The following is a 24,787-nucleotide window of genomic DNA, read 5'->3' on the forward strand; positions in this document are numbered from 1 at the left end:
TCCCGCCAGCAAAGGCTGAAAATCCGGCTTATCTTTTATCCGGAACTAGTTGACCACTACATTCTGTAGAATTCTGCTTTTGTTTCTAGCCGGTCTATATCTTGGTTTCGTCTTTCAATCTCGCTTTTCAGTAAACTTATTTCCCGTTTTAAACTAGCTGCTAGTTGAGTTTCCCAATACATTGAACGGATATCCTGTGCAGACAATCCGCGCCGCCATTCGGGTATGAATAGCAAGTTATTCCTGAAAATGTGGTTTTTCCAATCAGGGCCAAGCAATACGCTAGCGTCTCCATCGAAACACAACCGCAGTAATTTGCTGGCCGCTGCGGGAACACGCCGGGTTCCTTTTTTCCATTGCTTGATGATTCTCAGTTCTTCGCCTGTAATGTTTTGTATTTCTTCGCAGCTTGTCGTTTTTATGAGGTAGTCCATTTCTCTGCGCAAAAAGGTTGATGATGTCAGGTTTCACAAAAAAACACGGCCCTAAAAAGGGCCGCATTTATTGCTGAGTTAAAAGGTTTATACCGCTGAATGGGTATAAGCCAAGGAAGGGGCGAAAATGATCTTAAGAATTTTCTCAATTGCCGAGCGATATCTAAAAAACGTTTTACATAATACAAATTATACGCAATTGGTTTATAATTTTTGCGGAATAGTTTTTCGATTTTAAGCGGAACAGTTTTGCTTCTTTATTGGAGTTTGAAAAATGAAAAATGAAAAGACTGTCACTTTGAAATTGACACGCTCTGAATTTGGTAATTTGTTTGATTTTTATCTTTATCGCATCGATGATGTTCTTTCATCATCAGATTTATCGGATGAGGAGAAATCAGATTTGCTTGATGATTTGCGGCCTGTCGGCCTGGTTTTATGGTCTGCGCTACCGGCTTTTGTACCAATGCATTCATTACGATCTTTGAAAGAAATCGATTGGTGGATTGATGATGAACAAAAAGCATGAAGTTCAAGCCGATAGTCCTGTTCTTGCTCGTAATTTCGCTATCAGTCGCGGCTTACGGGTTGCTCAGGTCATTCGTTATTGTGAGTCAGGCAAGATACCCGGCGCTCGTTTTGATCGGGTTTTGTGGCAATGGGTTTTGTATCCACCAATCAAGCTCATCAGGTGAAAAAATGCAGAAATCGACGCAACCCATTTAAACCGATTGATCATGGCAAATTACGCGAAACCCGCATTTTTGCAGGGCTTAGCAAGCAGAAGGCGGCTGACATGTTACATGTAACTCATCGTACTTGGCACAACTGGGAATCCGGGCGGGTTCAAGTGCCATATGCTGCTTTTAAGCTTCTCAGGAGGTTTTGACCTTCCATGAATCGCCTGGAAGGGCTGGATACTCTCGGGTGTTTCTGTGCAAATTCAAGATAAGGCATATCTAAAACTACACTCGGATTCCCAGCTTGCATTGTTCTGAGCAAAATACCCCGCTGCTTGCGGCGGGGTTCTTTATTCATTTCGCAACGCCTTTGTTTGTATAAAAAATTACTTGCCTTAATTAAGACATCAGTTTAAAAATAATTTTTTAGAAACATTCTTCTTCTATATCATGTTATAGTCTGAGTGCAGTAGAAGTATTTTTTTAAATTCTATGGATATAACGATAAATGAAACTTTCAGTACTTTTTGTTACGATATTTTTTGCATTAACCCTCGTTGCATGTGGTAAACCAACTGCGCCAGAAAGTGCTAGTTCCGATAACTACGGTACGACACATGAAGGCAAACCTGCTGAAGGTCGCAACGAAGTTCCAAAATAATCATCATTAAAATCATTGCACCTATCACAGGTTAAAGCAATTTAGATTTAATGAATTGAAAGTAAACCTGTAGGATCTATCATGATTCTACAGGCATTTTTAAAAGCCTTGAGCCGTTCGTGCGGTAGCTCTAAAAAATTTTCCTCGTTTTAATAATCAATCTTAGCCATTTCTTGCCCACGTTGTTCATTCACCGTCATCAGTATCACAAGCCCGGCAATAAAAAATCCCAAGGTACTGAGCAAAGCGATGCGGTGGTCTCCTTCGAATACATACACCATTCCGCCATAGGTCAGCGGGCCGATGATTGCGGCCAATTTTGTCGCCAGTCCCCATAATCCAAAAAATTCTCCTTGGCGGCCGGCTGGTGTGAACTGCCCGACCAATGCCCGTCCTGCGGATTGTGCACCTCCCAACGCGATACCGATCAAATTGGCAGCCAGCCAGAACAAATTCTCTTCATGCGCCTGATACGCGCAGATAATCGCTATCGACCAGATCATCAATGTCAATGCAATGCTGCGCTTGGAGCCGATGCGGTCTTGCAGATGACCGAACAAAAACGCGCCTATGGCTGCGGTCACATTGACCACCATGATCAAAACGATGGTGTCGCGGGTAGTGAATTCCATCACTTCCTGCGCATACACTGCCGCCAGCACAATCACGATATGAATGCCGGCATAGTAGACCGTCAACGACGACAAAAACCGAAACAAATCGGTATGTACGCAAGCCTGGTGCAATGTCATTCGTAATCGACCAAATCCTGCGCTGATTGCCGTTGCAGCGATAAATGTGGATGCGACATTTGTTTTTCTTTCGCGTAACCACAGCAACGTCGGCAAAGCCGCCAAACCAAACAACACAGCCACGATCAAGGTCGTCACCGGCACGTAATGGGCTGCATCCCAACCTTGTTTTTCAGCATACGTGACATAAGCCAGGCACAAGATCAGCGACAGAAGTCCGCCCAGGTAGCCCAATGCCCAGCCATAGCCGGACAGCCGCCCCATCGTTTCTAGTGTCGTAATTTCCGGTAAAAATGCCGCGATCAGGTTTTCGCCGCTGGCGAACATGAACGTTGCCAGGATGACCAATGTGACCGCCAACATGATATCACCCGGGCCAACCATACTCATCGATGCGGTAAAACCTACGCACCCCACCGTGGTGATCATCAAAAAGCGCTTCTTGGCATTGGAATAATCGGCAATAGCGCCAACCACCGGCGCACTGAACAACACCAACATATTGGCCGCAGCAATGGTCAGCGTCCACAGCAGCGTAGCCTGGCCATTGCCCTGCTCGGCTGCGACGACTCCGACAAAATACGCATTGAAAATGGCGGTCAGAATGACCGTGGTATAACCGGAATTGGCAAAATCATACATGCACCACGCAAAACGTTCGCGCCGCGTGGCTGGATCCGTGGATGTAAACGTGTCTGCCATGAAGCGCGTGCGGAAATTAACCGCCCTGCTTCCCAATCATGTTTTCAGGTATGACCCACGCATCGAATTGCTCGGCGGTGACATAGCCGGTTGCGATGGCGGCTGCTTTCAATGTGATGCCCTCGCGGTGCGCTCTCTTCGCGATTTCCGCCGCTTTGTCGTAGCCAATATGCGGATTGAGCGCCGTCACCAGCATCAGCGAGTTGTGCATCAATGCATCGATGCGCTCCACATTGGCTTCGATGCCGACCGCGCAATGGTCATTGAAACTGACCATGGCGTCTGCCAGCAATCGCACGCTCTGCAGAAAATTATGAATGATCAAGGGCTTCATGACGTTCAGTTCAAAATTACCCATCGACCCGCCGATATTGATCGCCACATCGTTGCCCATCACCTGACAACACACCATCGTCATCGCTTCGGATTGGGTCGGATTGACTTTGCCGGGCATGATGGAACTACCGGGCTCGTTTTCAGGAATGCGCAATTCGCCGATGCCGCATCGCGGACCCGACGCCAACCAGCGGATGTCATTGGCAATCTTCATCAATGATGCCGCCAGCGTTTTCAATGCGCCATGTGCATGCACCAGCGCATCATTGCTGGCCAATGCTTCGAATTTATTCGGCGCCGTGATGAACGGCAACCCCGTCAACCGCGCCAGCTCCGCCGCTACCCGTGCAGCAAACTCCGGATGCGCATTCAGACCGGTGCCGACCGCGGTGCCGCCCAACGCCAATTCATGCACATGCGGCAGCGCAGCTTGAACATGTTTCAAGCCATGCTCCAATTGCGCGACGTAGCCAGAAAATTCCTGCCCGAGCGTCAGCGGCGTCGCGTCCTGCAAATGCGTGCGCCCTACTTTGACAATATTGGAAAACGCCGCTGCTTTGGTTGCCAACGTATCGCGCAGCAACTGAATGGCCGGAATCAAATGATGATGCAGTTCCTGCACCGCGGCCACATGCATCGCGGTTGGAAACACATCGTTCGACGACTGGCCTCTGTTGACCTCATCATTCGGATGCACTTTGCGATCCGCGCCCCGTCCGCCGCCAAGAATCTCCGACGCGCGGTTCGCCAGCACTTCATTGACGTTCATGTTGGTTTGCGTGCCCGAACCGGTTTGCCACACCACCAGCGGAAACTGATCGTCGAATTGACCGACGATCACTTCGTCGGCCGCATCGATGATCGCCGCCGCGCTGGCGGCATTGAGCAAGCCCAAATCGTGATTAACTTTTGCTGCAGCGCGCTTGACCCTCGCCAACGCATGAATCAGTGCCACCGGCATACGCTCATTGGAAATCTTGAAATTCTGCAACGAGCGCTGGGTTTGCGCGCCCCATAATGCTGCTGCGGGCACTTGCACCGTTCCCATCGTGTCACGTTCTTCACGGGTTTGCATGGGTAGTTACCTCACAAAAAAGATAAATCTGGATAACAACAAAGATTTTGATTTAATGTTTTATTTACTGCATATATAAAGCCTGAATTCAAGGATGCTCTGTCGATAGAAGAGGCATTTTCTGCTCCGCAAGATTTGGACATTCACGAATAACTCGACTTTCCAGCATAAAACGTTCACCTCGATCGGTAAGTGACCAAAACAATGCCATGCCTCCTTGGGTAGTTTTAGAGTATTGGGTTTGGATTAGTCCATAAGCACTGAGTTGAATGGCAACGGTCTTGAATTCTTGATCGTTGATCCTTGGATCCTTCCCTCTCCCTTTCTCTGTAGTTCGCTCAAAGAGAAGTTGGGACAATCGAATTTTTACTGATACATCATTAGGGTATTCAATCAAATATGGAGCAATAAGCGCAAATAAATTTCTCCAAGAGATTGAGCACTCGAAGTCCAACTTTGATGCGCTATAAGAGTTGTAATATGTTCCATGAAAGGTATAAAGCGAGTCGATATTGGCAATGTCATCGATAACTGGCCGGTCAGCTGAGGCCAATTTCTGAACGGATTGTTCAAGCTCTGTGTTCTGCTTTCTAAGTTCGTTGAGCTCAAGTAGTAAAGTTTCATTCGGAACACTGCTTCCCCGTACCCACCCGACCGCAGGATAAGTCTTAATAGTTTTAGATATGCTACGCGCTGCCAAGCCAGGAAGCTCCCCTGTGGTTTTCCAAAATTTGATCAAACGCCCCGCCATGACTTTTTGTTTGAAGTTCTCGAGTCGAGTGCGCAAGTCGGGGTCTTTTTCGGATTTTCCGAAAGGAATGTTATCCGGCTCCCCATGGATTAGAGCAATCACTTTGAGTCCAATGCTTACTGCATAATCGAACTCCTTTTCCGTGTAGCTGATGCCATCAGATGTGGTCGATCCATACCGACCACCTATTACAAGTAAGTAGTAATCACAGTCGTCAATAACTTTCTTAATGAATAGCCATTGTTCTTCATCTGCGGCTGGGAAAAGTTCCATGCCAGCGGGAATGCAATCCATCTCCATCAGCGCCTGTATTACGCACTGCCGTTCCTCTTTTAGGTCAGCATATGTGGAGCTGACAAAGACTTGATATCGTTTATTCATGACAAATCCGGTTCGCCTAGACCCCTATTAATGTATACCATGGTTAGCTATTGCAATCCTCAATCCCAACTCAACGCCCCACCCGTCTGATATTCCGTTACACGGGTTTCAAAAAAATTCTTTTCTTTCTTCAGATCCACCATTTCGGACATCCACGGGAAAGGATTGGTGGCGTTCGGATAGAGCGTGTCGAGGCCGATTTGCTGGCAGCGGCGGTTGGCGATATAGCGCAGGTATTCCTTGAACATCGGCGCGTTCATGCCGAGCACGCCGCGCGGCATCGTATCTTCGGCGTAGCGATATTCGAGTGCGACGGCTTTTTGCATCAGCTCAGAGATTTCCTCGCGGAACGCTTTGGTCCACAGGTGCGGATTTTCCATTTTGATCTGATTGATGACGTCGATGCCGAAATTGCAGTGCATCGACTCGTCGCGCAGGATGTATTGATATTGCTCGGCTGAACCGGTCATCTTGTTCTGCCTTCCCAGCGCCAGCACTTGCGTGAAACCGACATAGAAGAACAAGCCTTCCATGATGCACGCGAACACGATCAGGCTTCGGAGCAATTGCTGATCGGTTTCCTGCGTGCCGGTTTTGAAGTGCGGATTGGTCAGCGTGTCGATGAATGGGATCAGGAATTCATCCTTGTCGCGAATCGACGAAATTTCATGATAAGCATTGAAAATTTCGCCTTCATCCAGGCCAAGCGATTCGACGATGTATTGATACGCATGGGTATGGATGGCTTCTTCAAAGGCTTGGCGCAACAGATACTGGCGGCATTCCGGATTGGTGATATGCCGGTAGGTGCCGAGCACGATATTATTGGCCGCGAGCGAATCGGCGGTCACGAAAAAACCCAGATTGCGCTTCACCAGCCGGCGCTCATCCTCGGTCAAACCGTTCGGATCCTTCCACAGCGAGATATCCCGGCTCATGCTGATTTCCTGCGGCATCCAGTGATTGGCGCAGGCGCCGAGATACTTATCCCAGGCCCATTTGTATTTGAACGGCACCAGTTGGTTGACATCGGCGCTGCAATTGATGATTTGCTTGTCTTCGACCGAGATGCGCCGGTTGCTGCTGCCGGCGGTTGATTCCTCCTCGGCCGCTGGCTTGCCGGCTAGCGCACCACGGTCATGACCCTGTGTGGAAATCGTTGCCAATGCTTCTACATCGTGCATGCCTGTCGGATGCCCTGCATGAATCGGGGTTACGTTCGCGGGTACGGCTTCATCTTCAAATGTCAGCATCATTTACTCCCTTCAGTTTAAGTCAGAGAAACATTGTTTAATTTACCGAGCAAGATGAGTTGTAAGGCGGATGGAGCGCAGGAAACGAGACATATCGCAAGATAGGCGAGTTTCCGAGCACCACCCAACGCAGCAAATCGCTTGCGCAGGCAATTAATCGGTGTTTCGGATTTATTGGCAAGATTCGCAACTCTCATCATCAATGGCGCAATATTTGATCTCGACCGACGCCACCTCTTCTCTGGCCGCCAGGGCTTGAGACATGCCGCCGTCCGACGGCACCGCATTGAGGGAACCGGCGCGCACTGTCGATTTCTCGGCGGCAGTCGCACCCAGTGAACGCAGATAATAGGTCGTCTTCAAGCCACGGATCCACGCCAGTTTATAGGTGTCATCCAGTTTCTTGCCGGAAACGCCGGCCATATAGATATTCAGCGACTGCGATTGATCGATCCATTTCTGCCGCCGCGCGCCCGCCTCGATCAACCAGAGCGGATCCATTTCAAAAGCCGTGGCATAGAGCGCGCGGATATTGTCCGGAATGCGGTCGATTTTGCTGATCGCGCCATCGAAATACTTCAAGTCCGCAATCATGACTTCATCCCACAGATTGAGCTTTTTCAGATCCCGCACCAGCGATTTGTTCGCGATCGTGAATTCGCCGGACAAGTTGGATTTGACATACAGATTCTGGTAGGTCGGCTCGATACTGGCGGAAACGCCGACGATATTCGATATCGTCGCGGTTGGCGCAATCGCGAGGCAATTGGAGTTGCGCATGCCGTGTTGCTTGATGCGCTGCCGCAATGCATCCCAATCCAGTGTCGTGGATGAATCGGCTTCGACATAACCGCCGCGCTCCTGACGCAACACGTCCAACGTATCATGCGGCAGAATGCCGCGATCCCACAGGCTGCCGCGATAGGTGCTATAGCAACCCCGCTCTTCCGCCAATTCGGTCGAAGCCCAGTACGCCTGATAGGCGACGGCTTCCATCGAACGATCGGCGAATTCCACGGCTTCCTGCGAACTGTACGGAATACCGAGCTGATGCAGGCAATCCTGGAATCCCATGATGCCCAGCCCGACCGGCCGGTGTTTGAGATTGGCGTTGCGCGCTTTGGCGACGGCGTAAAAATTGATATCGATGACGTTATCGAGCATGCGCATGGCGACCTGGATGGTGCGCTTCAATTTGTCCATATCAAGCTTGCCGTCATTCAAATGTGCGGGCAAATTGACCGAGCCAAGATTGCAGACGGCGATTTCCTTGTCATTGGTATTCAACGTGATTTCCGTGCATAAATTGGAACTATGCACGACGCCGACATGATTCTGCGGAGAACGCACGTTGCAGGGATCTTTGAACGTGATCCACGGATGACCGGTTTCAAACAGCATGCTCAGCATCTTGCGCCAAAGTTGAACCGCAGGCACTTTTTTATGCAGCGTCAATTCGCCGCGCTCGACTTTGGCTTCGTATGCCAGATAAGCCTGTTCGAATTGCTGACCGAATTTGTCATGCAGATCCGGCACGTCCGACGGCGAAAACAATGTCCAATCGCCGCCGTCCATCACGCGCTTCATGAACAAATCGGGAATCCACGTGGCGGTATTCATGTCATGGGTGCGGCGGCGGTCATCGCCGGTATTCTTGCGCAATTCCAGGAATTCTTCGATATCCAGATGCCAGCATTCGAGATAGGCGCACACCGCACCTTTGCGTTTGCCGCCTTGATTGACCGCGACCGCCGTATCCGACACGACCTTGAGGAAAGGCACGACACCCTGGGATTTACCGTTGGTGCCCTTGATGCGCGCGCCCATCGCCCGCACCGATGTCCAGTCATTGCCCAGACCGCCGGCATATTTGGCCAGCAGCGCATTTTCCTTGATGGCTTCATAAATGCCGTCCAAGTCGTCCGGAACCGTGGTCAGATAGCAGGACGATAACTGCGAGCGGCAGGTGCCGGAATTGAACAGTGTCGGCGTCGAGCTCATGAAATCGAAGCTCGACAGCACCTGATAGAACTCGATCGCGCGCGCTTCGCGGTCGATCTCATTCAATGCCAATCCCATCGCGACGCGCATGAAGAAAGCCTGTGGCAATTCGATGCGCCGCTCCTTGATATGCAGGAAATAGCGGTCGTACAACGTCTGCAAGCCAAGGTAATCAAACTGCAAATCCCGCTCGGCGTCCAATGCTTCTGCAAGACGTGCCAGATCGAATTGCGCCAGGCGTTGATCCAGCAGTTCTGCTTCGATGCCCTGCTTGATGAATACCGGAAAATATTCTTTATAGCGGGCCTGCATCGCTTGATGTGAAATCTCTTCACCCAGAATTTCATAGCGCATGTTATTCAATAATAAACGCGCAGTCACATAACTATAGGCGGGATCTTTTTCGATCAATACGCGCGCCGACAGGATCGCCGATTTTCTGACTTCATCGAGCGACACGCCGTCGTATAAATCCTTCAGCGTGGATTTCAGAATCAACGACGCATCGATGGTATTGCCCAATCCCTTACAGGACGATTCGATCAATGCCGACAATTGGGCGATATCCAACGGCACCTTTTTGCCATCATCCATGACATACCGTGTTTCGGCGCCCGCTTCGGCAGTGGATTTCTGCTTCAGCTTGGCTCTTTCCCGCGCCCGCTCCTCGCGGTACAGCACATAAGCGCGCGCCACATCATGCTCGCCGGAACGCATCAGCGCCAGTTCAACCTGGTCCTGAATATCTTCGATATGGAAAGTACCGCTGTCCGGTTGACGGCGCAGCAATGCATTCACCACGTCTGTGGTCAGGCTCGCAACCACTTCCCGCACTCTGACCGATGCCGCGCCCTGCCCGCCATCGACCGCGATGAACGCCTTGGTCATGGCCACCGAGATCTTGCCGGGTTCAAATGCAACGACGGACCCGTTGCGGCGTATCACTTTGTAGTGAGAAAAACGGGAATTCTGTGATCCGGTATCAAAAAAGCCTGGCTGGGCAGATAGTGGTTTGAGGTTGGTATGTTCCGTCGTCAGTTGCATAGATGATCTCCCCTAACTGATTATTCAAGACCAGAGAAAAGACAATTTCCATGAATTCAATGAAATAGTATTTTCCCCGGTTAACCACAACATATAGTGTTGAACGTATATCGATACAGCACCAATGGTAGGGCAAGTATTGCACAATGTGCATCGGTGGTAAACAAAAAAATTATTTTTTTCCGAAAAAAGAACGTGCTGAATCTGCCTGATCGGAGATCCTGCTTGATTCCTCCGCCATTCCAGGAGTATTGTAAAAATCGCTTCAATCACCATCTAGGCAATAATCGTTTTTTGAGGAGAGGCACCGCCATGCGCAAACAATTTTTGATCATGCTGTTGATCAGTTCGCTCGCTTTAAGTGGCTGCGGCTACAATACGCTTCAATCCACAGACGAACAGATCAAGGCAAGCTGGGCAGAAGTGTTGAATCAATACAAACGCCGCGCCGATCTAGTTCCAAATCTGGTCAATGTCGTCAAAGGATTTGCGGCACAGGAAAAAGAGGTATTGATGGGCGTCACCACGGCCCGTTCCAAAGTCGGCGGCATTCAGGCAACCCCGGAACTGATCAATGATACCGAGGCTTTTTCGAAATTCCAGGATGCTCAGGGTGAATTATCGAGCGCTCTTTCGCGGCTCATGGTGGTCGTGGAAAATTATCCGGAACTCAAATCGGACACGCATTTCCGCGATCTACAGGCGCAACTGGAAGGTACCGAAAATCGCATCACGGTGGCCCGCAACCGCTATATCAAAGCAGTGCAGGATTACAATGTCACGGTGCGGAGCTTTCCCAGCAATCTGACGGCGATGGCATTTGGCTTTCACACCAAGCCGAGCTTCAGCGTGGACAATGAGCAAGAAATCTCTTCCGCACCGGTGGTCGATTTCAATCGTCCGGATCGCGACAGAAAATAATCTTATCCCCACTTGAGCCATGATAGTTCAACGATTTTTCCGAAACTGGGCAAGAAAGCTGGTATTTTTCGCAATTCTATGGATTGCTCAATATGCGTGGGCAGACAGCGCGATTCCGCAGCTCAAGGCACATGTCACGGACTTGACGGCGACGTTGTCCATTCCCGAAATGACGCGACTGGAACAAAAGCTGATCGCCTTCGAACAGAAAAAAGGCAGTCAGATTGCGGTGCTGATCGTGCCGACCACGCAGCCCGAAACCATTGAGCAATATTCGATGCGCGTGGTTGAAAGCTGGAAGCTGGGACGCAAAAATACCGATGATGGCGTGCTCTTGCTGGTAGCCAAGAATGATCACGCATTGCGCATCGAAGTCGGTTATAGTTTAGAAGGCGTGTTGCCGGATGCTACGGCGAAGCAGATTATCGACGACATCATCGTGCCTCAATTCAAAGCTGGACATTTTGGCACAGGCATCGATGCCGGCATCGATGCCATTGTAAGACTGGTCGAGGGTGAACCGCTGCCCCCGCCACCCGCCCAGCACGGTTCTGCATCCTCAGGCACGGCCGGCATGCTCGATCATCTGGCATTCATCGCAATAGGACTCATCGCATTCGGCAGGGTGTTCCAATCGCTATTCGGCCGTTTTGCCGGTGCTGCCGTGACCAGCGTGGGTGCCGGATTTGTAGGATGGCTATTATTTTCTTCGTTGGCGGCCGCCATTGTTATTGCCATCCTCGCTTTCGCATTCGGGCTGTTCCAATCGGCCGGACCCGGCATTTACAGAACGGGCCGCGGCGGCCATTATTGGGGGGGCGATAGCGGCCGGGGCGGCGGCTTTGGGGGTGGATTCGGCGGCGGTGGCGGCGGATTTGGCGGTGGCGGCGCATCCGGGAGATGGTGAAATGAATGTGAGCCGTATCAAAAGCCATTTATTGGCGGGGCAACTGACCGTACGCCGGCTGTTTCCGGCGAAAACGCTGGCGGCAATCGAATTGGCAATCAAGCAATCGGAAACGCATCATGCCGGCCAGATTTGCTTTGCGGTGGAAGCCGCGCTCAGCACCATGGCGCTATTGAACAACCAAACCGCCCGGGAGCGCGCAGTGGAAGTGTTTTCCCGATTACGGATCTGGGATACCGAACACAACAACGGCGTATTGATTTATGTATTGCTCGCTGACCGGGATGTGGAAATCGTCGCCGATCGGGGGCTCAATCATTGCGTGTCAAATTCTGAATGGGAAACGATCTGTCAAGCCATGGAATCAGCGTTCCGGCAACAGCAATTCGAAAGAGGCGTTATTGCAGGCATCAAAACGATTGACCAGTATTTATGCACGCATTTTCCTTTGCAGCGGGAGAAACCGGTCAATGAATTGGCTGACAGACCGGTCATCCTGAAGTGAAATTTGCAGGAAAATACCGGCTATCTTTATTTATGATTAAGCGCAGGATAATCAATATAACCCTGCGCACCTTGCGTGTAGAACGTCGCCGGATTCGGCTCATTCAAGACAGCGCCCGCTTTAATCCGAGCTGGTAGATCGGGGTTAGCCAGAAAACTCGCGCCAAAGGCAATGGCGTCGAGTTGTCCCGCTTGAATCACCTGATCGGCTTCGTAGGCGGAATATCCCATATTGCCGATCAATACGCCGGTATAGTTCTGGCGAATGGGCGTCATGATATCGCCGCTCTGTTGTTGAAAAAAATCGCCGCGCATCACATGCAGGTACGCAAGGTTAAAGTCATTGAGCCGTTTTGCAAGCCACGTGGATAACCCGATGGGATCACTATCCCGCATGCTGTTGTAGCTATTGAGCGGCGAAATGCGCAGCCCGACGCAATGACTTCCCCAAACGGCACAGACCGCCTCGAGCACTTCCAGCATCAGGCGAGCGCGATTTTCTATGGAACCGCCATATCTGCCGGTACGCTGGTTCGAGCCGTCCCGCAGAAACTCATCCAATAAATAACCATTTGCGCCGTGGATTTCGATGCCATCAAAACCCGCGGTTTTCGCATTCTCGGCGGCTGTTTGAAAGCCGAACACAATCGCGGGCAATTCATTATCGCGCAGCACTCGGGGAACCACATAAGGTTTTTTCCCTTCAGGCGTGTGGACTTCATCATTGGTAATGGCAAGCGCGCTCGGAGCGACGGGTTGAGCACCGCGATTGAGCAAGGGATGACATGCTCTGCCGCCATGCCAAAGTTGCAGGAAAATTCTGCCTCCCCCCTCATGAACCGCATCGGTAATTTTCCGCCACCCTGCGGTCTGCTCTTGTGAATAAATGCCTGGTTCGCGCCAAAAGGCCGAATGGCCTTCCATGATCATGGTTGCCTCGGTGATGATCAATCCAGCCGTGGCCCGCTGCACATAGTATTGCGACATCAAGGCATTCGGAATGTGGCCGTCATCAGCTCGGCAGCGCGTAAGGGGCGCCATCATGATGCGGTTCGGTAGTGTCAATGCGCCCAATTGGAGCGGCGAAAATAATGAAGCCATGGAAATGATCCCTTGCATTTCAAAATTTCATTGTAACGCACCAACACGGCAGTGCATCTGCTCACGACATAAAGGGCAATTCTTGCTGAACGCCGATCTGAGCATGCGACACATCTTGGGAAGACAGTGAGCTGGCTTTTACTCCCAGCAGGCGTATTTTCTTTCTGAGTTGCACTCTGCGCAGACACTCACGCGCTGCAATGCGAATAATCGCAGCATCGGAGGTGGATGAAGTCAACGTAAAATCCCGTGTCACGGTTTGAAAATCCTCAAAGCGTAATTTGATGCTGATCGTGCGACTGCTCAGGGCTTTCTGTTGCAAATCTTCGGCGATTTGCCGGCAAAGGGCCGCAAATGTTTCAGACAATACATCGCGATCGGTGCACGGGTGAAGGTCGCGCTCGAAAGTGGTTTCCCGGCTGAGGGATTTAGGATCGGCATGGGTAACGACCGGTCGATCGTCTATGCCATGGGACACTTCATTCAGCCATGCGGAATAGCTGCGCCCAAAATGGGTTTGCAACAATCCAGGGTCAGTCTGAGCCAATTGGGCAATCGTATGAATTCCAAGAGATTCAAGCTTCTTTGCTGCCTTAGGACCGATGCCGTTGATTTTGCTGACCGATAAGGGCCAGATGCGGTGAGCAATATCGGCGTGTTGTATAATCACCAATCCATCAGGTTTGTCCAGATCCGAGCAGATTTTCGATAATAATTTATTCGGAGAAATTCCCATCGAACAGGTAAGACCGGTTGCCTCTTGTACCACCTGCTTGATGCGTTGCCCCAGCGTCAGAGCATCGTCTACCAGATCATTCAAGTCGATATAAATTTCATCGATGCCCGAATCCTCGATGTGAGGCGCAATGGTGGCAACGGCCGCTTTGAAGAGCCGGGAATAATGGCGATAGCGATCAAAATCGGCCGGCAGAAGAATGGCGTCCGGCGCAAGCTGGGCTGCTTTCATGACGCCCATCGCAGAAAAAACACCCAATGCGCGAGCTTCATACGTCGCCGTGGTAACGACACCGCGGCCCGTATAATCGCGCAGCTTAAAAAAATGCCTAGAGCCATCCGGCCGAATAATGGGTTCATGTTCGATCCGGCCTGCAATGACCACGGGTTGACCGCGTAATTCCGGATAACGGGATAGCTCGACAGACGCATAAAAAGCATCCATATCGAGATGAGCAATTCGGCGAGTGGGAGCGTTCATGGCGTCGATTTTGAACGGAAAAGATGGCTTATCAAGGATGATTCATGACTCTATTTGATCGAATTATAGATAAATCATCGACAAAATTGGTGAATCGGAAAAAACACGCTATGATCCACGCATTCATTTCACCCTCCTCAATGACATTAACGCCGATGCGAAGAAAATATCCACAATTAGCTGAAATCATAATCATTGCATCCCTAATCGCCTTTTCTCCCGTTACCTACGCATTACCTGACGATTGCCTGAAGTTAACCGCGCCGGCAACATTTCTGGAAACAAGTGGCCTGGTGTGCTTGCAAAAAGTCATCATATCGAGCGAAGCAAGTTCTCAATTCTACAAAGGTTCCTTGCAATGGTTGGGTATCGGCAATCCTAATCGCTTCAAACTGATGAGTATTGAATTTGATCAGACATCGGAAGTTCATAGCCCTATCTATTCCGAGATTAATGAAATACTGACGTTGCCCAAGGTGGATATTCCGAAATTATTCGGCACAGAGCGCTATGCGGTCAATTTAAGGATGGTTCCGGATATTGAAGGTTCGGGCGATGTTCTATTCGAATTGGCTCAGGTCGAGATCTTTAACAATCCGGATTATGTCGCGGGCAAGGATTGGAAGCCGTATGGCATGCTGCAACCAGGCGAGCGCAAGATTGTCGATATTCTTGGACATTCTCTGCCGTATGCGATGATTGCGGATGCAAGCTATGATTTTAAGAATGTAACCGTTGAATCCTGGGAGTTGATTGATTCTATGCAGAGAAGCTCCGGAATGGATGCAGGCGTCTATAAAAATCGCGATACGCAGGAACTGGTGATAGCATTTCGAGGCACGGAAACCTGCGATTTCTCATGTTCTCTGGATGAAGTGCAAAATTCCACGCGAGACATGATCGCTGATGCCGCTATCGGGACTGGGATAGTCAGTGACCAATTCAAACATGCCTTTAATTTTGCGCAAGACATTGTCAAGCGTTACCCAATCAGCAAAATTACCGTGACTGGGCATTCACTCGGCGGCGGTCTGGCGCAGGCGGTAGGCGCAACATTAGGGCTTGAAACTTACGCGTTTAATTCGTCTCCCGTTCCAGATCATTTTTTTGATACCTACCAAATTACTTTGACGAGTGAGCAGTTGGCTGAATTGATCCATGTCGTCGCCGATGTTCATGACCCTGTCTCAAATACCAATGAAACCGGGGATTTTTATTTTGATTCCCATCATGTTACGCCTCTGATCCAATTGAATTTTGACCGCAGAGAAATTATTCCTGTTCGAGCAGTGAATTTGGATGATCTAAGATTTGATCGTCATGGGATAACCCGTTTTTATGATAATGCCTTAGCGCTGATCAATATTTACAGAGCAGGCTGGTAACTTGAATTATTGGGGCCCCCTACTTGAGCCTTCAAACACACACTGATCAATCGCATCAGCATTGAATTCGATCACATTCAAGTGTACTGCAACTGAAGTGCATTACTTTTCTCTATCCCCTTTGTAACAAAACATCCTGATTTCTAATAGTTTTAATTCCCAAAAAACTCAATATTCTGAAATATGCCATAAAAACCTTGCTATTTCACGCAACCTACCAAGAGCTTCAGATTTAGAATTTGTGAAAATAATGTTAATAAAGTGTGAACTTTTTGTGAATATCAGTACCAAATGGTTACAAAACTTTAAAAAGAGCTACTTACTTTAGGAGAATGGAATGAAAACGAGTCAGGTGTTTGCAATGTCAGCAGTCGTTATCACGACGACGTTTTTTGGTATCTTATCGATATTTGAATTACCACAATCGGTAATGGATTGGGTTATTTCAGACATCATACTGGGAATTATTCTATATTTGGGTTATTTGGGCGCAGTAGTGGTAAGCGGCCCATCTAAAACTCGGCTGTATGATTCAGCCAAAAAAGTGACAGCTTAACAGTTAACCTCCCTCCGGGTTCAGTGCTACTAATCGATATATTGAATAGGCAGCGCTGAACCCGATTCACCATTCAATTCTTCCGATATCCGGTGCAAGATATTGAATGGTCATTCTTCTTCATCAAATACTTTTGAATCGTTCAATCGGATGATCCAGCCAATGGATGAGCCCGAGCGTATTCAGCTTGATATCCGATTGCAATAAACGATCGATTTGCTCCTCGGGCAACCGACATCCATGCTTGGATAAATGTTGCATCAGAAGGGCTCTCAGAGCTGCTGCAATGATGGATTGCCTGTCAGCAGGCGTATGTTGGGCTTGTTGGGCAATATTTACATGAGCATCCAGCAACTCATGCAATATATTCACATGATACGTCAGATGATCAATCCGGCTGTAATGAGTAAGATAGGCATAGCGTGGCTGATAGCTCATGATACGATTCAAGGAAGTATGCGCGGCATCCGGATCAAATTGCACAGGCGACGTGGTTGGAAATACGAACTCCACGCCATTGACATCAAATTCACGATAAGAAACCCCGAATGTATCACCGGTAAAAAAAGACTGGCTTGCTTCATCAAAAATGCAATTATGATGACGAGCATGTCCGGGAGTATCGATACATAGTAATGAGCGGCCGTTGAGGTCGATACGGCTTTCATCCGTCGCTTCAATAATGCGATGAGCATCAATGGGATGGATTTCACCATACACCCGTTTAAATTCTTTTTCACCATATACGCTCATGGCGCCGGCAATTAATCGCGCTGGATTTGCCATATGGCTAGCGCCGCGTGGATGGACGACTAATTTTGCATTCGGAAACAATCGCATGCATTCACTGGCGCCGCCCGCATGATCAAGATGGATGTGCGTCAATATGACATAAGCCACATCTTCCACAGCAATATTCTTTTGCTGGAGCACTTCGATGACCCCGGAAATTGAGAAAGAAGTTCCGGTATCGATCAATGCAGCTACGCCCTTTTCAATGATGAGGTGGATAGCAGCCCGCTTTGGGCGATGATATTGAGCATCAATGGCGCTGATGCCGTGGTCAAATTCGGTAACAAATGGTAACAGCATATCTTTTATCTTATAGATCGATCGGATTGATCAGCATGAACTGAATTATGACGGGTTTTTTAATTGTTCAAGAATGGCCGGATTCTCTAGGGTAGAAATATCTTGAGTAATCTCTTCGCCTTTAGCCAACGCTCGCAATAGTCGGCGCATGATTTTACCAGATCGCGTCTTAGGAAGATTTTCTCCGAATCGAATTTCTTCAGGTTTGGCGATGGGGCCAATTTCCTTGGCCACCCATTCGCGCAGGGTCTGCGTAATATCAGCAACTTCTTCTTTTTGAGGATACTTGCCTTTCAATACGACAAAAGCAATCACTGACTCTCCCTTAATTTCATGCGGCTTCCCCACTACAGCGGCTTCTGCCACGAGCGGATGGGCAACCAATGCAGATTCAATTTCCATCGTGCCCAAGCGATGCCCGGAAACATTCAGAACATCATCGATGCGGCCCATGATCCAGAAATAACCATCCTTGTCTCGATATGCCGAGTCTCCGGCCAGGTAAAATTTTCCATGATTGAGATCTTCTGGAAAATAAGTCTGCTTGAAGCGCTCTGGATCACCCCATAAGGTACGGATTTGAGAAGGAAAGGGTTTCTTGATGACTAAAAATCCCCCTTTGCCACTTTCAACATCATGGCCCGCTTCATCAACAATGGCAGCAAATATCCCAGGTAGAGGAAAAGTACATGAACCTGGTTTCAGCGCCATTGCACCTGGAATCGGTGCAATCATATGACAGCCGGTTTCAGTCTGCCACCATGTATCGACGATGGGGCAACGCGATTGCCCTACTTTTTCATAAAACCACATCCAGGCTTCGGGATTGATCGGTTCCCCCACCGAGCCTAGCAACCGCAATGACGATAGATCATATTGCCGGGGTAAATCAGCACCCAGTTTAATCAACGAGCGAATTGCGGTGGGCGCGGTATAAAAAGTTGTAACGTGATGTTTCTGGATAATTTCCCAAAAACGCCCGGCAGTCGGATAAGTGGGGATTCCTTCAAAAATAACTTGGGTAGCGCCCATCGCCAGCGGCCCATATGTCACATAACTGTGCCCGGTGATCCAACCAACGTCAGCAGTACACCAAAACACATCTGCTGGCTTGTAATCAAAAATCCATTGCATACTCACTTTGGTTCCTAGCAGATACCCTGCACTGGAATGTTGCACACCTTTTGGTTTCCCGGTTGATCCTGACGTGTAAAGCGTAAACAGCGGATGTTCGGCATCGACCCACTCGGGGTCACATTCTTTCGAGCTATTCCGAATAATGTCATGCCACCACACATCGCGCTCAGGATTGAGCGCAATCGCAGCACCTGTCCGTTGATAAACGACCACCCGTTTTACTGTGGATACATCGCTCATGGCTATGGCCTCATCGACGGTGGCCTTGAGAGGATTGTGCTTACCGCCGCGGACTTGTTCATCCGCTGTTATCACGGCGACCGCCCCGGCATCATGAATACGCTCATGCAGGCTTTTGGAAGAAAAACCGCCAAACACGACCGAGTGAATGGCCCCGATGCGCGCACACGCCTGCATGGCCACCACTGCCTCAATACGCATGGGCATATAAATTACGACTCGATCACCCTTCTTGATTCCATTTGATTTCAAAGCATTCGAAAATTGACACACTCGTTGATGCAGATCACGATAGGTCGAATAGATCACTTCGCCAGCATCGGACTCAAAAATGATGGCAGTCTTATCGGCTTGTGTAGCGAGGTGACGATCCAGGCAATTATAGGAAACATTTAGTTTGCCATCACTGAACCATTTGTAGAACGGAGGGTTGTGGTCATCCAGAATCTGAGTAAATGGTTTATGCCAGAAAATCTGCTCATTGGCCTGCTTGGCCCAAAAGCGCTGAAAATCTTCTTCTGCCTCTGCACACAATAATTGATATGCCTGAAAATTAGGAATATTGGCTTGTTGAGAAAACTCATGTGCCGGTTGAAAAATTCGAGTTTCCTTCAAAATTGATTCAATGGTTGCCATATCATGCTTCCTTATTATTATTCAAATGGATTAAGAGGAATTGTAACATTGACTATTTGCATTTCCAGCACAAAGCGACGCTCAGCGAAATTCTGTAAAGCAGCAATCAATGACTAAGCAGTGCAATATCCAATGTAACCCATGAATGATCTATGAGCTTTTTATTCTGAGTGTGATTCCAATGAAGCTTCACGATTGAGACACATCCTTTACTTTACAGAACTTCTTAAGATGCATTGATGTGATCCTCGGCCATACCCCGAGGGAAAAAGTTTATATTTCATCTTTTATAAATTTTTGATAGAATTCAACCATTGATGGGATGGGCTTTTGCAGCCCATTTTTTATTTGTGGTAAAGCTATGGCATTAGATGAGTTACTCGAAACCACTCTCATTGGAATGGGTTACGAGTTGGTTGAAGTAGAACGATTGTCACACAACAAGCTAATACGAATATTTGTTGACAAAGAAGGTGGAATTACCATCGATGACTGCGTGGAGATCAGCAATCACCTGAGCAGATTACTGGCGGTTGAGAATATTGACTACGGTCGCTTGGAGGTTTCTTCACCCGGATTGGACCGACCACTCAGAAAAATAAAGGACTTCCTTCGATTCAAAGAGGAAGTCATCAAAGTCAAACTACGTATTCCCATGGATGGGCAGAGAAATTTCGTTGGCGTTTTGAAAGAAGTAAACGATGGCATAATAAGAATTGAAATCGATGGAAAACTAGTGGATCTTGAATTAAGTAACTTAGCTAAAGCACGCTTAGTTCCAAAATTGTAGGTATTTAAAAATTTGGCTGGAGGATTATGAGCCGCGAAATTTTACTGTTGGTTGATGCATTGGCCCGTGAAAAAACCGTAGGAAAAGAGATTATTTTCGCTGCCCTGGAGCTCGCGTTGGCATCAGCCACAAAGAAACGGTTTCAGGAAGATATCGAAACACGCGTATCAATCGATAGGATAACAGGGGATCATCAATCATTTCGTCGTTGGCTGATAGTGGAAGATGATGCGGTAGAAGATCCGAATCGTCAAATTTCTTTGAATGATGCAAAAAAGAATCATGAAAATGCTCAGGTGGGTGAATATATAGAAGAACCACTAGAGCCGATCGAATTCGGTCGGATTGGCGCACAGGCCGCTAAACAGGTAATTTTTCAAAAGATACGTGATGCCGAGCGAGAACAAACGCTGAATGATTTTCTTGAAAGAGGAGATTATTTGGTAACAGGAACGATCAAGCGTATGGAACGCGGCAATGCGATTATCGAATCTGGAAAAATCGAGGCCGAATTGCCACGTGACCAGATGATTCCCAAAGAAAATTTGCGCGTGGGTGATCGAGTTCGTGCTTATTTATATAAAGTGGATCGAGCATCCAGAGGGCCGCAATTAAAACTTTCACGAATCTCACCTGAATTTCTAATGAAACTGTTTGAGTTGGAAGTCCCTGAAATCGAGGAAGGGTTATTAGAGATTAAAGTGGCAGCCCGAGATCCCGGTTCGCGCGCCAAAATTGCAGTCAAGTCGAATGATCAGCGCGTCGACCCCATAGGAACATGTGTCGGTATGCGCGGCTCCAGAGTTCAAGCTGTCATCAGCGAGTTGGCAGGTGAACGCGTGGACATAGTGCTGTGGTCGGAAGATCCGGCCACATTCATCATTAATGCATTGGCACCTGCGGAAATCAGCAGTATTATGGTTGATGAAGAAAAGCACAGCATGGATATTGTGGTGGATAGTGACAATCTTGCACAAGCCATTGGCCGCGGCGGGCAAAATGTACGCCTTGCTTCCGAGCTGACGGGTTGGGAGCTAAATATCATGACGGTCGAAGAATCCAAGGCCAAGCATGATAAAGAAGCTTCGCAAATATGCCAGCTTTTTATGCAGAAACTGGATGTGGATGAAGAGATAGCAGAAATATTGGTGCAAGAAGGGTTTGTTACATTAGAAGAAGTTGCTTATGTACCCCTGAATGAGATGTTGGAGATTGAATCTTTGGATGAAGAAACCGTCAATGAAATACGTAACAGAGCCCGCAACGTATTGCTGACCGACGCGATCGTCAAAGAGGAAAAAGTTGAACATGCCGCCGAAGATTTACTGGCCATAGAAGGAATGGATATCGACCTCATTCGAGAATTGGCATCACGTGGAGTCAATTCCCAGTCCGATCTGGCTGATCTGGCCGCTGATGATCTGGTTGAAATGACGGGTATTGATATCGAGCGGGCGAACCGGCTCATTATGAAAGCACGTGAACCATGGTTTATGTAATGTACTACCGAGACATGCGACAGTACGAAGATTGAGAATGGCTGCTGCAGTTTTGATTGTTGAAAGGTTATAAATGGCTCAAATGAGTGTTGAACAATTTGCAAGTGAACTGGGTCTGTTGCCAACAGTGTTGTTGGAACAGTTAAAGGCTGCTGGCGTAAAAAAAATGATGGCAGAGGACAGTTTAACAGAGCAAGACAAAGCGCAACTTCTTGACTATCTTAGAAAAACTCACGGGGCCAGCGAAACCAAAAGCAGAGTCACGCTGACTCGACGTCAAACTTCAGAAATCCGCAAAGCGGATAGCACGGGTCGTGCTCGCACTATTCAGGTTGAGGTGAGAAAAAGACGCGTGTTAACACGACCGATGCCGGGAGAATCAGAAGTTGGTGCTTCTGCGGCGGCACAACCTGCTGCGGAAAATACTGTTCAACCAATGCGACAACCCATCATTGACGAAGAGCAATTAGCATTGCGTAACGAGGAAGCCCGGAAACAAGCTGAACTGATTGCGCGTCAAACTGAAGAAATCCAGCAGAAGAAAGCTCGTAAAAAAACCGAATTTGTTGAACACGATAAAGCACCCGAAACCATTGCTCCCGAATCCTCGACAGAAATTGAATCAGCACCAGCAGTTGCCTCGGAATCGACCACTGCATCATCTAAGGAATCCATTGAAAAAATAGAGTCTAAGTCATCCAGTGAGAATCCGGCACAAGCTAATCCCACCGAGGGAACCTTACATAAGCCTGCGGTAAAACCCGAAGAAAAAACTGACAAGAAAAAGAAGCAAGCAAAGCAGCAAGTCGTCTGGAAAGATGAAAATACCAAAAAACGCAGTGTAAAAACCCGTGGTGATCTATCTGCGACCCAAGGTTGGCGTACGCGCAAAGAAAAACATGGCAAACCTGCATCTCATCAGGCTGAAGAACACAATATTCATGGTTTTTCGGCGCCGACCGAACCGATCGTGCGCGAAGTGATGATACCGGAAACTATTTCGGTGAGTGCACTTGCCCAGAAAATGTCGGTAAAGGCTGCTGACGTCATCAAGGTATTGATGAAAATGGGCAGCATGGTGACCATTAATCAAATGCTTGACCAAGATACCGCCATGATCGTAGTTGAGGAAATGGGCCATATCGCAAAATATGCGGAAATGGATAATCCTGAGAGTTTCCTGACAGATAGCGAAGCCGCAGTGGCAGAAGCGGAGTTATCTTCGCGCGCGCCTGTGGTCACCGTCATGGGGCACGTAGATCATGGCAAGACATCATTACTGGACTATATTCGCCGTACGCGAGTTGCCGGTGGTGAAGCTGGTGGCATTACTCAGCACATCGGTGCCTATCACGTCGAAACAGACCATGGCATGATTACCTTTCTGGATACGCCGGGACATGAGGCATTCACTGCAATGCGCGCGCGCGGCACCAAAATCACCGATATCGTTATCCTCGTGGTGGCGGCGGACGATGGCGTCATGCCACAAACCATCGAGGCCGTCCATCATGCAAAAGCCGCAAAAATTCCCATTATTGTGGCTGTCAACAAAATCGATAAACCTGAAGCCAATCCTGAAAGAATTCGACACGAATTGGTTGCGCACGAAGTTGTACCTGAAGACTGGGGGGGCGATACCATGTTTGTCGAAGTCTCCGCCAAAAGCGGCCAAGGCGTTGATGCTTTGTTAGAAAGTATTCTATTGCAAGCTGAAGTCTTAGAATTGAAAGCTCCGTTGAATACGCCTGCCAAAGGCGTCGTGATTGAGTCCCGCCTTGACAAAGGACGTGGTCCGGTCGCTACTATCCTAGTACAATCGGGAACCTTGAACCGTGGTGACGTACTGCTGGCTGGAGCCGTTTATGGCAAGGTACGCGCGATGAATGACGAAAATGGCAAGGCAATCAAACAAGCCAGCACGTCCATTCCCGTGGAAATTCAAGGCTTGTCAGAAGTACCGGAAGCAGGAGAAGTGGTCTTCGCTTTGAATGATGAACGCAAAGCCAGAGAAATTGCACTTTTCCGTCAGGGTAAGTATCGAGATGTGAAACTTGCCAAACAGCAGGCGGCAAAACTTGAAAATGTATTCGATCAGCAAGCGGATGTTAAGATACTTTCCTTGATCATCAAAGCCGACGTTCAGGGTTCTTGTGAAGCATTGGCTTATGCACTGGAAAAAATATCGACTGATGAAGTCAAGGTCAACATCATCCATAGCGGCGTAGGTGCGATTATTGAATCGGATATCAATTTATCGCTCGCGTCGAAAGCAGTCGTGATCGGTTTCAATGTTCGCGCAGATGCCAGTGCACGCAAACTGATCGCATCCAGTGGCGTCGATGTTCGCTATTACAACATTATTTATGAAGCTGTCGATGAGGTCAAAGCTGCACTTTCAGGAATGATGGCGCCTGATCGCAAGGAAAATATTATCGGTCTGATCGACATTCGCGAAATCTACCGCATTCCAAAAGTCGGCGTAGTAGCGGGATGTTATGTCATGGATGGCTTGGTCAAGAGAAATTCCATGATTAGAGTATTGCGTGAGGGACTAGTCATCCATAGTTGCGAACTCGATTCTCTGAAACGTTTCAAGGACGATGCCAAAGAGGTGCGCGAAGGGTTCGAGTGCGGGCTTTCCTTGAAGAATTTCAATGATATTCAAGTGGGCGATCAACTCGAAGTCTATGAGATCGTTGAAACAGCGAGATCGCTGTAACGCGTGCTCAG

At 48.6% G+C, this 24,787-nt stretch carries 21 protein-coding genes; 10 read left to right on the top strand and 11 right to left on the bottom strand.

Annotated features, from left to right (window positions below; genetic code table 11):
* Positions 1–56: 56 nt before the first annotated feature.
* Complete coding sequence (locus tag ABF87_RS13765) at positions 57–434, bottom strand: hypothetical protein (protein WP_160829695.1); 378 nt, start codon at positions 432–434, stop codon at positions 57–59.
* Between the two features lie 274 nt (positions 435–708).
* Between ABF87_RS13765 and ABF87_RS13770 the strand changes: the two genes are divergently transcribed.
* On the top strand, positions 709–963 hold the full coding sequence (locus ABF87_RS13770) for a hypothetical protein (protein ID WP_160829696.1): 255 nt from the start codon (positions 709–711) through the stop codon (positions 961–963).
* A 317-nt stretch (positions 964–1,280) separates the two neighbouring features.
* Here ABF87_RS13770 and ABF87_RS14695 read toward each other — a convergent pair whose 3' ends face one another.
* Positions 1,281–1,472, bottom strand: a complete 192-nt coding sequence (locus tag ABF87_RS14695) for a hypothetical protein (RefSeq protein ID WP_164503249.1) — start codon at positions 1,470–1,472, stop codon at positions 1,281–1,283.
* 150 nt (positions 1,473–1,622) lie between these two features.
* Between ABF87_RS14695 and ABF87_RS14700 the strand changes: the two genes are divergently transcribed.
* A complete protein-coding gene (locus ABF87_RS14700; RefSeq protein ID WP_164503250.1) occupies positions 1,623–1,775 on the top strand; it encodes a hypothetical protein in 153 nt (50 codons plus the stop codon).
* Positions 1,776–1,924: 149 nt separating this feature from the next.
* Here ABF87_RS14700 and ABF87_RS13780 read toward each other — a convergent pair whose 3' ends face one another.
* The 5 genes from ABF87_RS13780 to ABF87_RS13800 all read right to left on the bottom strand — a co-directional run bounded on the left by ABF87_RS13780 (position 1,925) and on the right by ABF87_RS13800 (position 10,070).
* Positions 1,925–3,229, bottom strand: a complete 1,305-nt coding sequence (locus ABF87_RS13780) for an MFS transporter (RefSeq protein ID WP_160829698.1) — start codon at positions 3,227–3,229, stop codon at positions 1,925–1,927.
* A gap of 16 nt (positions 3,230–3,245) precedes the next feature.
* Positions 3,246–4,640, bottom strand: coding sequence for a class II fumarate hydratase (gene fumC / locus ABF87_RS13785; RefSeq protein ID WP_160829699.1), 1,395 nt, complete (start codon positions 4,638–4,640; stop codon positions 3,246–3,248).
* An 88-nt stretch (positions 4,641–4,728) separates the two neighbouring features.
* Positions 4,729–5,772, bottom strand: a complete 1,044-nt coding sequence (locus ABF87_RS13790) for a DUF4062 domain-containing protein (RefSeq protein WP_160829700.1) — start codon at positions 5,770–5,772, stop codon at positions 4,729–4,731.
* A gap of 59 nt (positions 5,773–5,831) precedes the next feature.
* Positions 5,832–7,025, bottom strand: a complete 1,194-nt coding sequence (locus ABF87_RS13795; RefSeq protein WP_160829721.1) for a ribonucleotide-diphosphate reductase subunit beta — start codon at positions 7,023–7,025, stop codon at positions 5,832–5,834.
* A gap of 171 nt (positions 7,026–7,196) precedes the next feature.
* Positions 7,197–10,070, bottom strand: a complete 2,874-nt coding sequence (locus tag ABF87_RS13800) for a ribonucleoside-diphosphate reductase subunit alpha (protein ID WP_160829701.1) — start codon at positions 10,068–10,070, stop codon at positions 7,197–7,199.
* Between the two features lie 312 nt (positions 10,071–10,382).
* Between ABF87_RS13800 and ABF87_RS13805 the strand changes: the two genes are divergently transcribed.
* From ABF87_RS13805 to ABF87_RS13815, 3 genes are read left to right on the top strand one after another with little or no spacing between them, the layout of a single operon-like run.
* On the top strand, positions 10,383–10,991 hold the full coding sequence (locus ABF87_RS13805; protein WP_160829702.1) for a LemA family protein: 609 nt from the start codon (positions 10,383–10,385) through the stop codon (positions 10,989–10,991).
* A gap of 19 nt (positions 10,992–11,010) precedes the next feature.
* Positions 11,011–11,898 carry a YgcG family protein gene (locus ABF87_RS13810; protein ID WP_160829703.1) on the top strand — a complete coding sequence of 296 codons (888 nt, stop codon included), beginning with the start codon at positions 11,011–11,013 and terminating at the stop codon, positions 11,896–11,898.
* Positions 11,840–12,403, top strand: a complete 564-nt coding sequence (locus ABF87_RS13815; protein WP_345789923.1) for a TPM domain-containing protein — start codon at positions 11,840–11,842, stop codon at positions 12,401–12,403. The genes ABF87_RS13810 and ABF87_RS13815 overlap by 59 nt, the downstream gene beginning before the upstream one ends.
* A 26-nt stretch (positions 12,404–12,429) precedes the next feature.
* Here ABF87_RS13815 and ABF87_RS13820 read toward each other — a convergent pair whose 3' ends face one another.
* Both ABF87_RS13820 and dinB read right to left on the bottom strand, forming a co-directional pair.
* The gene (locus ABF87_RS13820) at positions 12,430–13,503 is read right to left on the bottom strand and encodes an alkene reductase (protein ID WP_160829704.1); all 1,074 of its coding nucleotides are present in this window, start codon (positions 13,501–13,503) and stop codon (positions 12,430–12,432) included.
* A 61-nt stretch (positions 13,504–13,564) separates the two neighbouring features.
* A complete protein-coding gene (gene dinB / locus ABF87_RS13825) occupies positions 13,565–14,719 on the bottom strand; it encodes a DNA polymerase IV (RefSeq protein WP_160829705.1) in 1,155 nt (384 codons plus the stop codon).
* 44 nt (positions 14,720–14,763) lie between these two features.
* Between dinB and ABF87_RS13830 the strand changes: the two genes are divergently transcribed.
* Positions 14,764–16,104, top strand: a complete 1,341-nt coding sequence (locus tag ABF87_RS13830; protein ID WP_240143699.1) for a lipase — start codon at positions 14,764–14,766, stop codon at positions 16,102–16,104.
* A 337-nt stretch (positions 16,105–16,441) separates the two neighbouring features.
* Complete coding sequence (locus ABF87_RS13835) at positions 16,442–16,660, top strand: C4-dicarboxylate ABC transporter (RefSeq protein ID WP_160829706.1); 219 nt, start codon at positions 16,442–16,444, stop codon at positions 16,658–16,660.
* 123 nt (positions 16,661–16,783) lie between these two features.
* Here ABF87_RS13835 and ABF87_RS13840 read toward each other — a convergent pair whose 3' ends face one another.
* Positions 16,784–17,752: an MBL fold metallo-hydrolase gene (locus ABF87_RS13840; RefSeq protein ID WP_160829707.1), complete on the bottom strand. Its 969-nt coding sequence runs from the start codon at positions 17,750–17,752 to the stop codon at positions 16,784–16,786.
* 45 nt (positions 17,753–17,797) lie between these two features.
* Positions 17,798–19,765, bottom strand: a complete 1,968-nt coding sequence (gene acs, locus ABF87_RS13845) for an acetate--CoA ligase (protein WP_160829708.1) — start codon at positions 19,763–19,765, stop codon at positions 17,798–17,800.
* Positions 19,766–20,126: 361 nt separating this feature from the next.
* Between acs and rimP the strand changes: the two genes are divergently transcribed.
* The 3 genes from rimP (at position 20,127) to infB (ending at position 24,776) form a co-directional block, all read left to right on the top strand.
* Positions 20,127–20,555 carry a ribosome maturation factor RimP gene (rimP, locus tag ABF87_RS13850; protein ID WP_160829709.1) on the top strand — a complete coding sequence of 143 codons (429 nt, stop codon included), beginning with the start codon at positions 20,127–20,129 and terminating at the stop codon, positions 20,553–20,555.
* Positions 20,556–20,581: 26 nt separating this feature from the next.
* Positions 20,582–22,054 (top strand): transcription termination factor NusA, encoded by a 1,473-nt coding sequence (gene nusA / locus ABF87_RS13855; RefSeq protein WP_160829710.1) that lies wholly within the window; start codon positions 20,582–20,584, stop codon positions 22,052–22,054.
* Between the two features lie 73 nt (positions 22,055–22,127).
* Entirely contained in the window at positions 22,128–24,776 is a 2,649-nt protein-coding gene (gene infB, locus ABF87_RS13860) for a translation initiation factor IF-2 (protein ID WP_160829711.1), read from the top strand.
* The last annotated feature ends 11 nt before the right edge of the window (positions 24,777–24,787 follow it).

The sequence above is a fragment of the Nitrosomonas sp. JL21 genome (genome assembly GCF_009833095.1).
Lineage (GTDB): Bacteria > Pseudomonadota > Gammaproteobacteria > Burkholderiales > Nitrosomonadaceae > Nitrosomonas.

Bases quoted from the DNA above. Each gene is read 5' to 3' on its own strand.
- ABF87_RS13835 (WP_160829706.1), top strand. From the start codon at position 16,442: ATGAAAACGAGTCAGGTGTTTGCAATGTCAGCAGTCGTTATCACGACG.
- rimP (WP_160829709.1), top strand. From the start codon at position 20,127: ATGGCATTAGATGAGTTACTCGAAACCACTCTCATTGGAATGGGTTAC.
- dinB (WP_160829705.1), bottom strand. From the start codon at position 14,719: ATGAACGCTCCCACTCGCCGAATTGCTCATCTCGATATGGATGCTTTT.
- ABF87_RS14700 (WP_164503250.1), top strand. From the start codon at position 1,623: ATGAAACTTTCAGTACTTTTTGTTACGATATTTTTTGCATTAACCCTC.
- ABF87_RS13840 (WP_160829707.1), bottom strand. From the start codon at position 17,752: ATGCTGTTACCATTTGTTACCGAATTTGACCACGGCATCAGCGCCATT.
- ABF87_RS13810 (WP_160829703.1), top strand. From the start codon at position 11,011: ATGATAGTTCAACGATTTTTCCGAAACTGGGCAAGAAAGCTGGTATTT.
- ABF87_RS13770 (WP_160829696.1), top strand. From the start codon at position 709: ATGAAAAATGAAAAGACTGTCACTTTGAAATTGACACGCTCTGAATTT.
- ABF87_RS13795 (WP_160829721.1), bottom strand. From the start codon at position 7,025: ATGCTGACATTTGAAGATGAAGCCGTACCCGCGAACGTAACCCCGATT.
- ABF87_RS14695 (WP_164503249.1), bottom strand. From the start codon at position 1,472: ATGAATAAAGAACCCCGCCGCAAGCAGCGGGGTATTTTGCTCAGAACA.
- ABF87_RS13830 (WP_240143699.1), top strand. From the start codon at position 14,764: ATGACTCTATTTGATCGAATTATAGATAAATCATCGACAAAATTGGTG.
- ABF87_RS13790 (WP_160829700.1), bottom strand. From the start codon at position 5,772: ATGAATAAACGATATCAAGTCTTTGTCAGCTCCACATATGCTGACCTA.
- ABF87_RS13780 (WP_160829698.1), bottom strand. From the start codon at position 3,229: ATGGCAGACACGTTTACATCCACGGATCCAGCCACGCGGCGCGAACGT.
- ABF87_RS13805 (WP_160829702.1), top strand. From the start codon at position 10,383: ATGCGCAAACAATTTTTGATCATGCTGTTGATCAGTTCGCTCGCTTTA.
- ABF87_RS13820 (WP_160829704.1), bottom strand. From the start codon at position 13,503: ATGGCTTCATTATTTTCGCCGCTCCAATTGGGCGCATTGACACTACCG.
- acs (WP_160829708.1), bottom strand. From the start codon at position 19,765: ATGGCAACCATTGAATCAATTTTGAAGGAAACTCGAATTTTTCAACCG.
- ABF87_RS13800 (WP_160829701.1), bottom strand. From the start codon at position 10,070: ATGCAACTGACGACGGAACATACCAACCTCAAACCACTATCTGCCCAG.
- nusA (WP_160829710.1), top strand. From the start codon at position 20,582: ATGAGCCGCGAAATTTTACTGTTGGTTGATGCATTGGCCCGTGAAAAA.
- ABF87_RS13765 (WP_160829695.1), bottom strand. From the start codon at position 434: ATGGACTACCTCATAAAAACGACAAGCTGCGAAGAAATACAAAACATT.
- fumC (WP_160829699.1), bottom strand. From the start codon at position 4,640: ATGCAAACCCGTGAAGAACGTGACACGATGGGAACGGTGCAAGTGCCC.
- infB (WP_160829711.1), top strand. From the start codon at position 22,128: ATGGCTCAAATGAGTGTTGAACAATTTGCAAGTGAACTGGGTCTGTTG.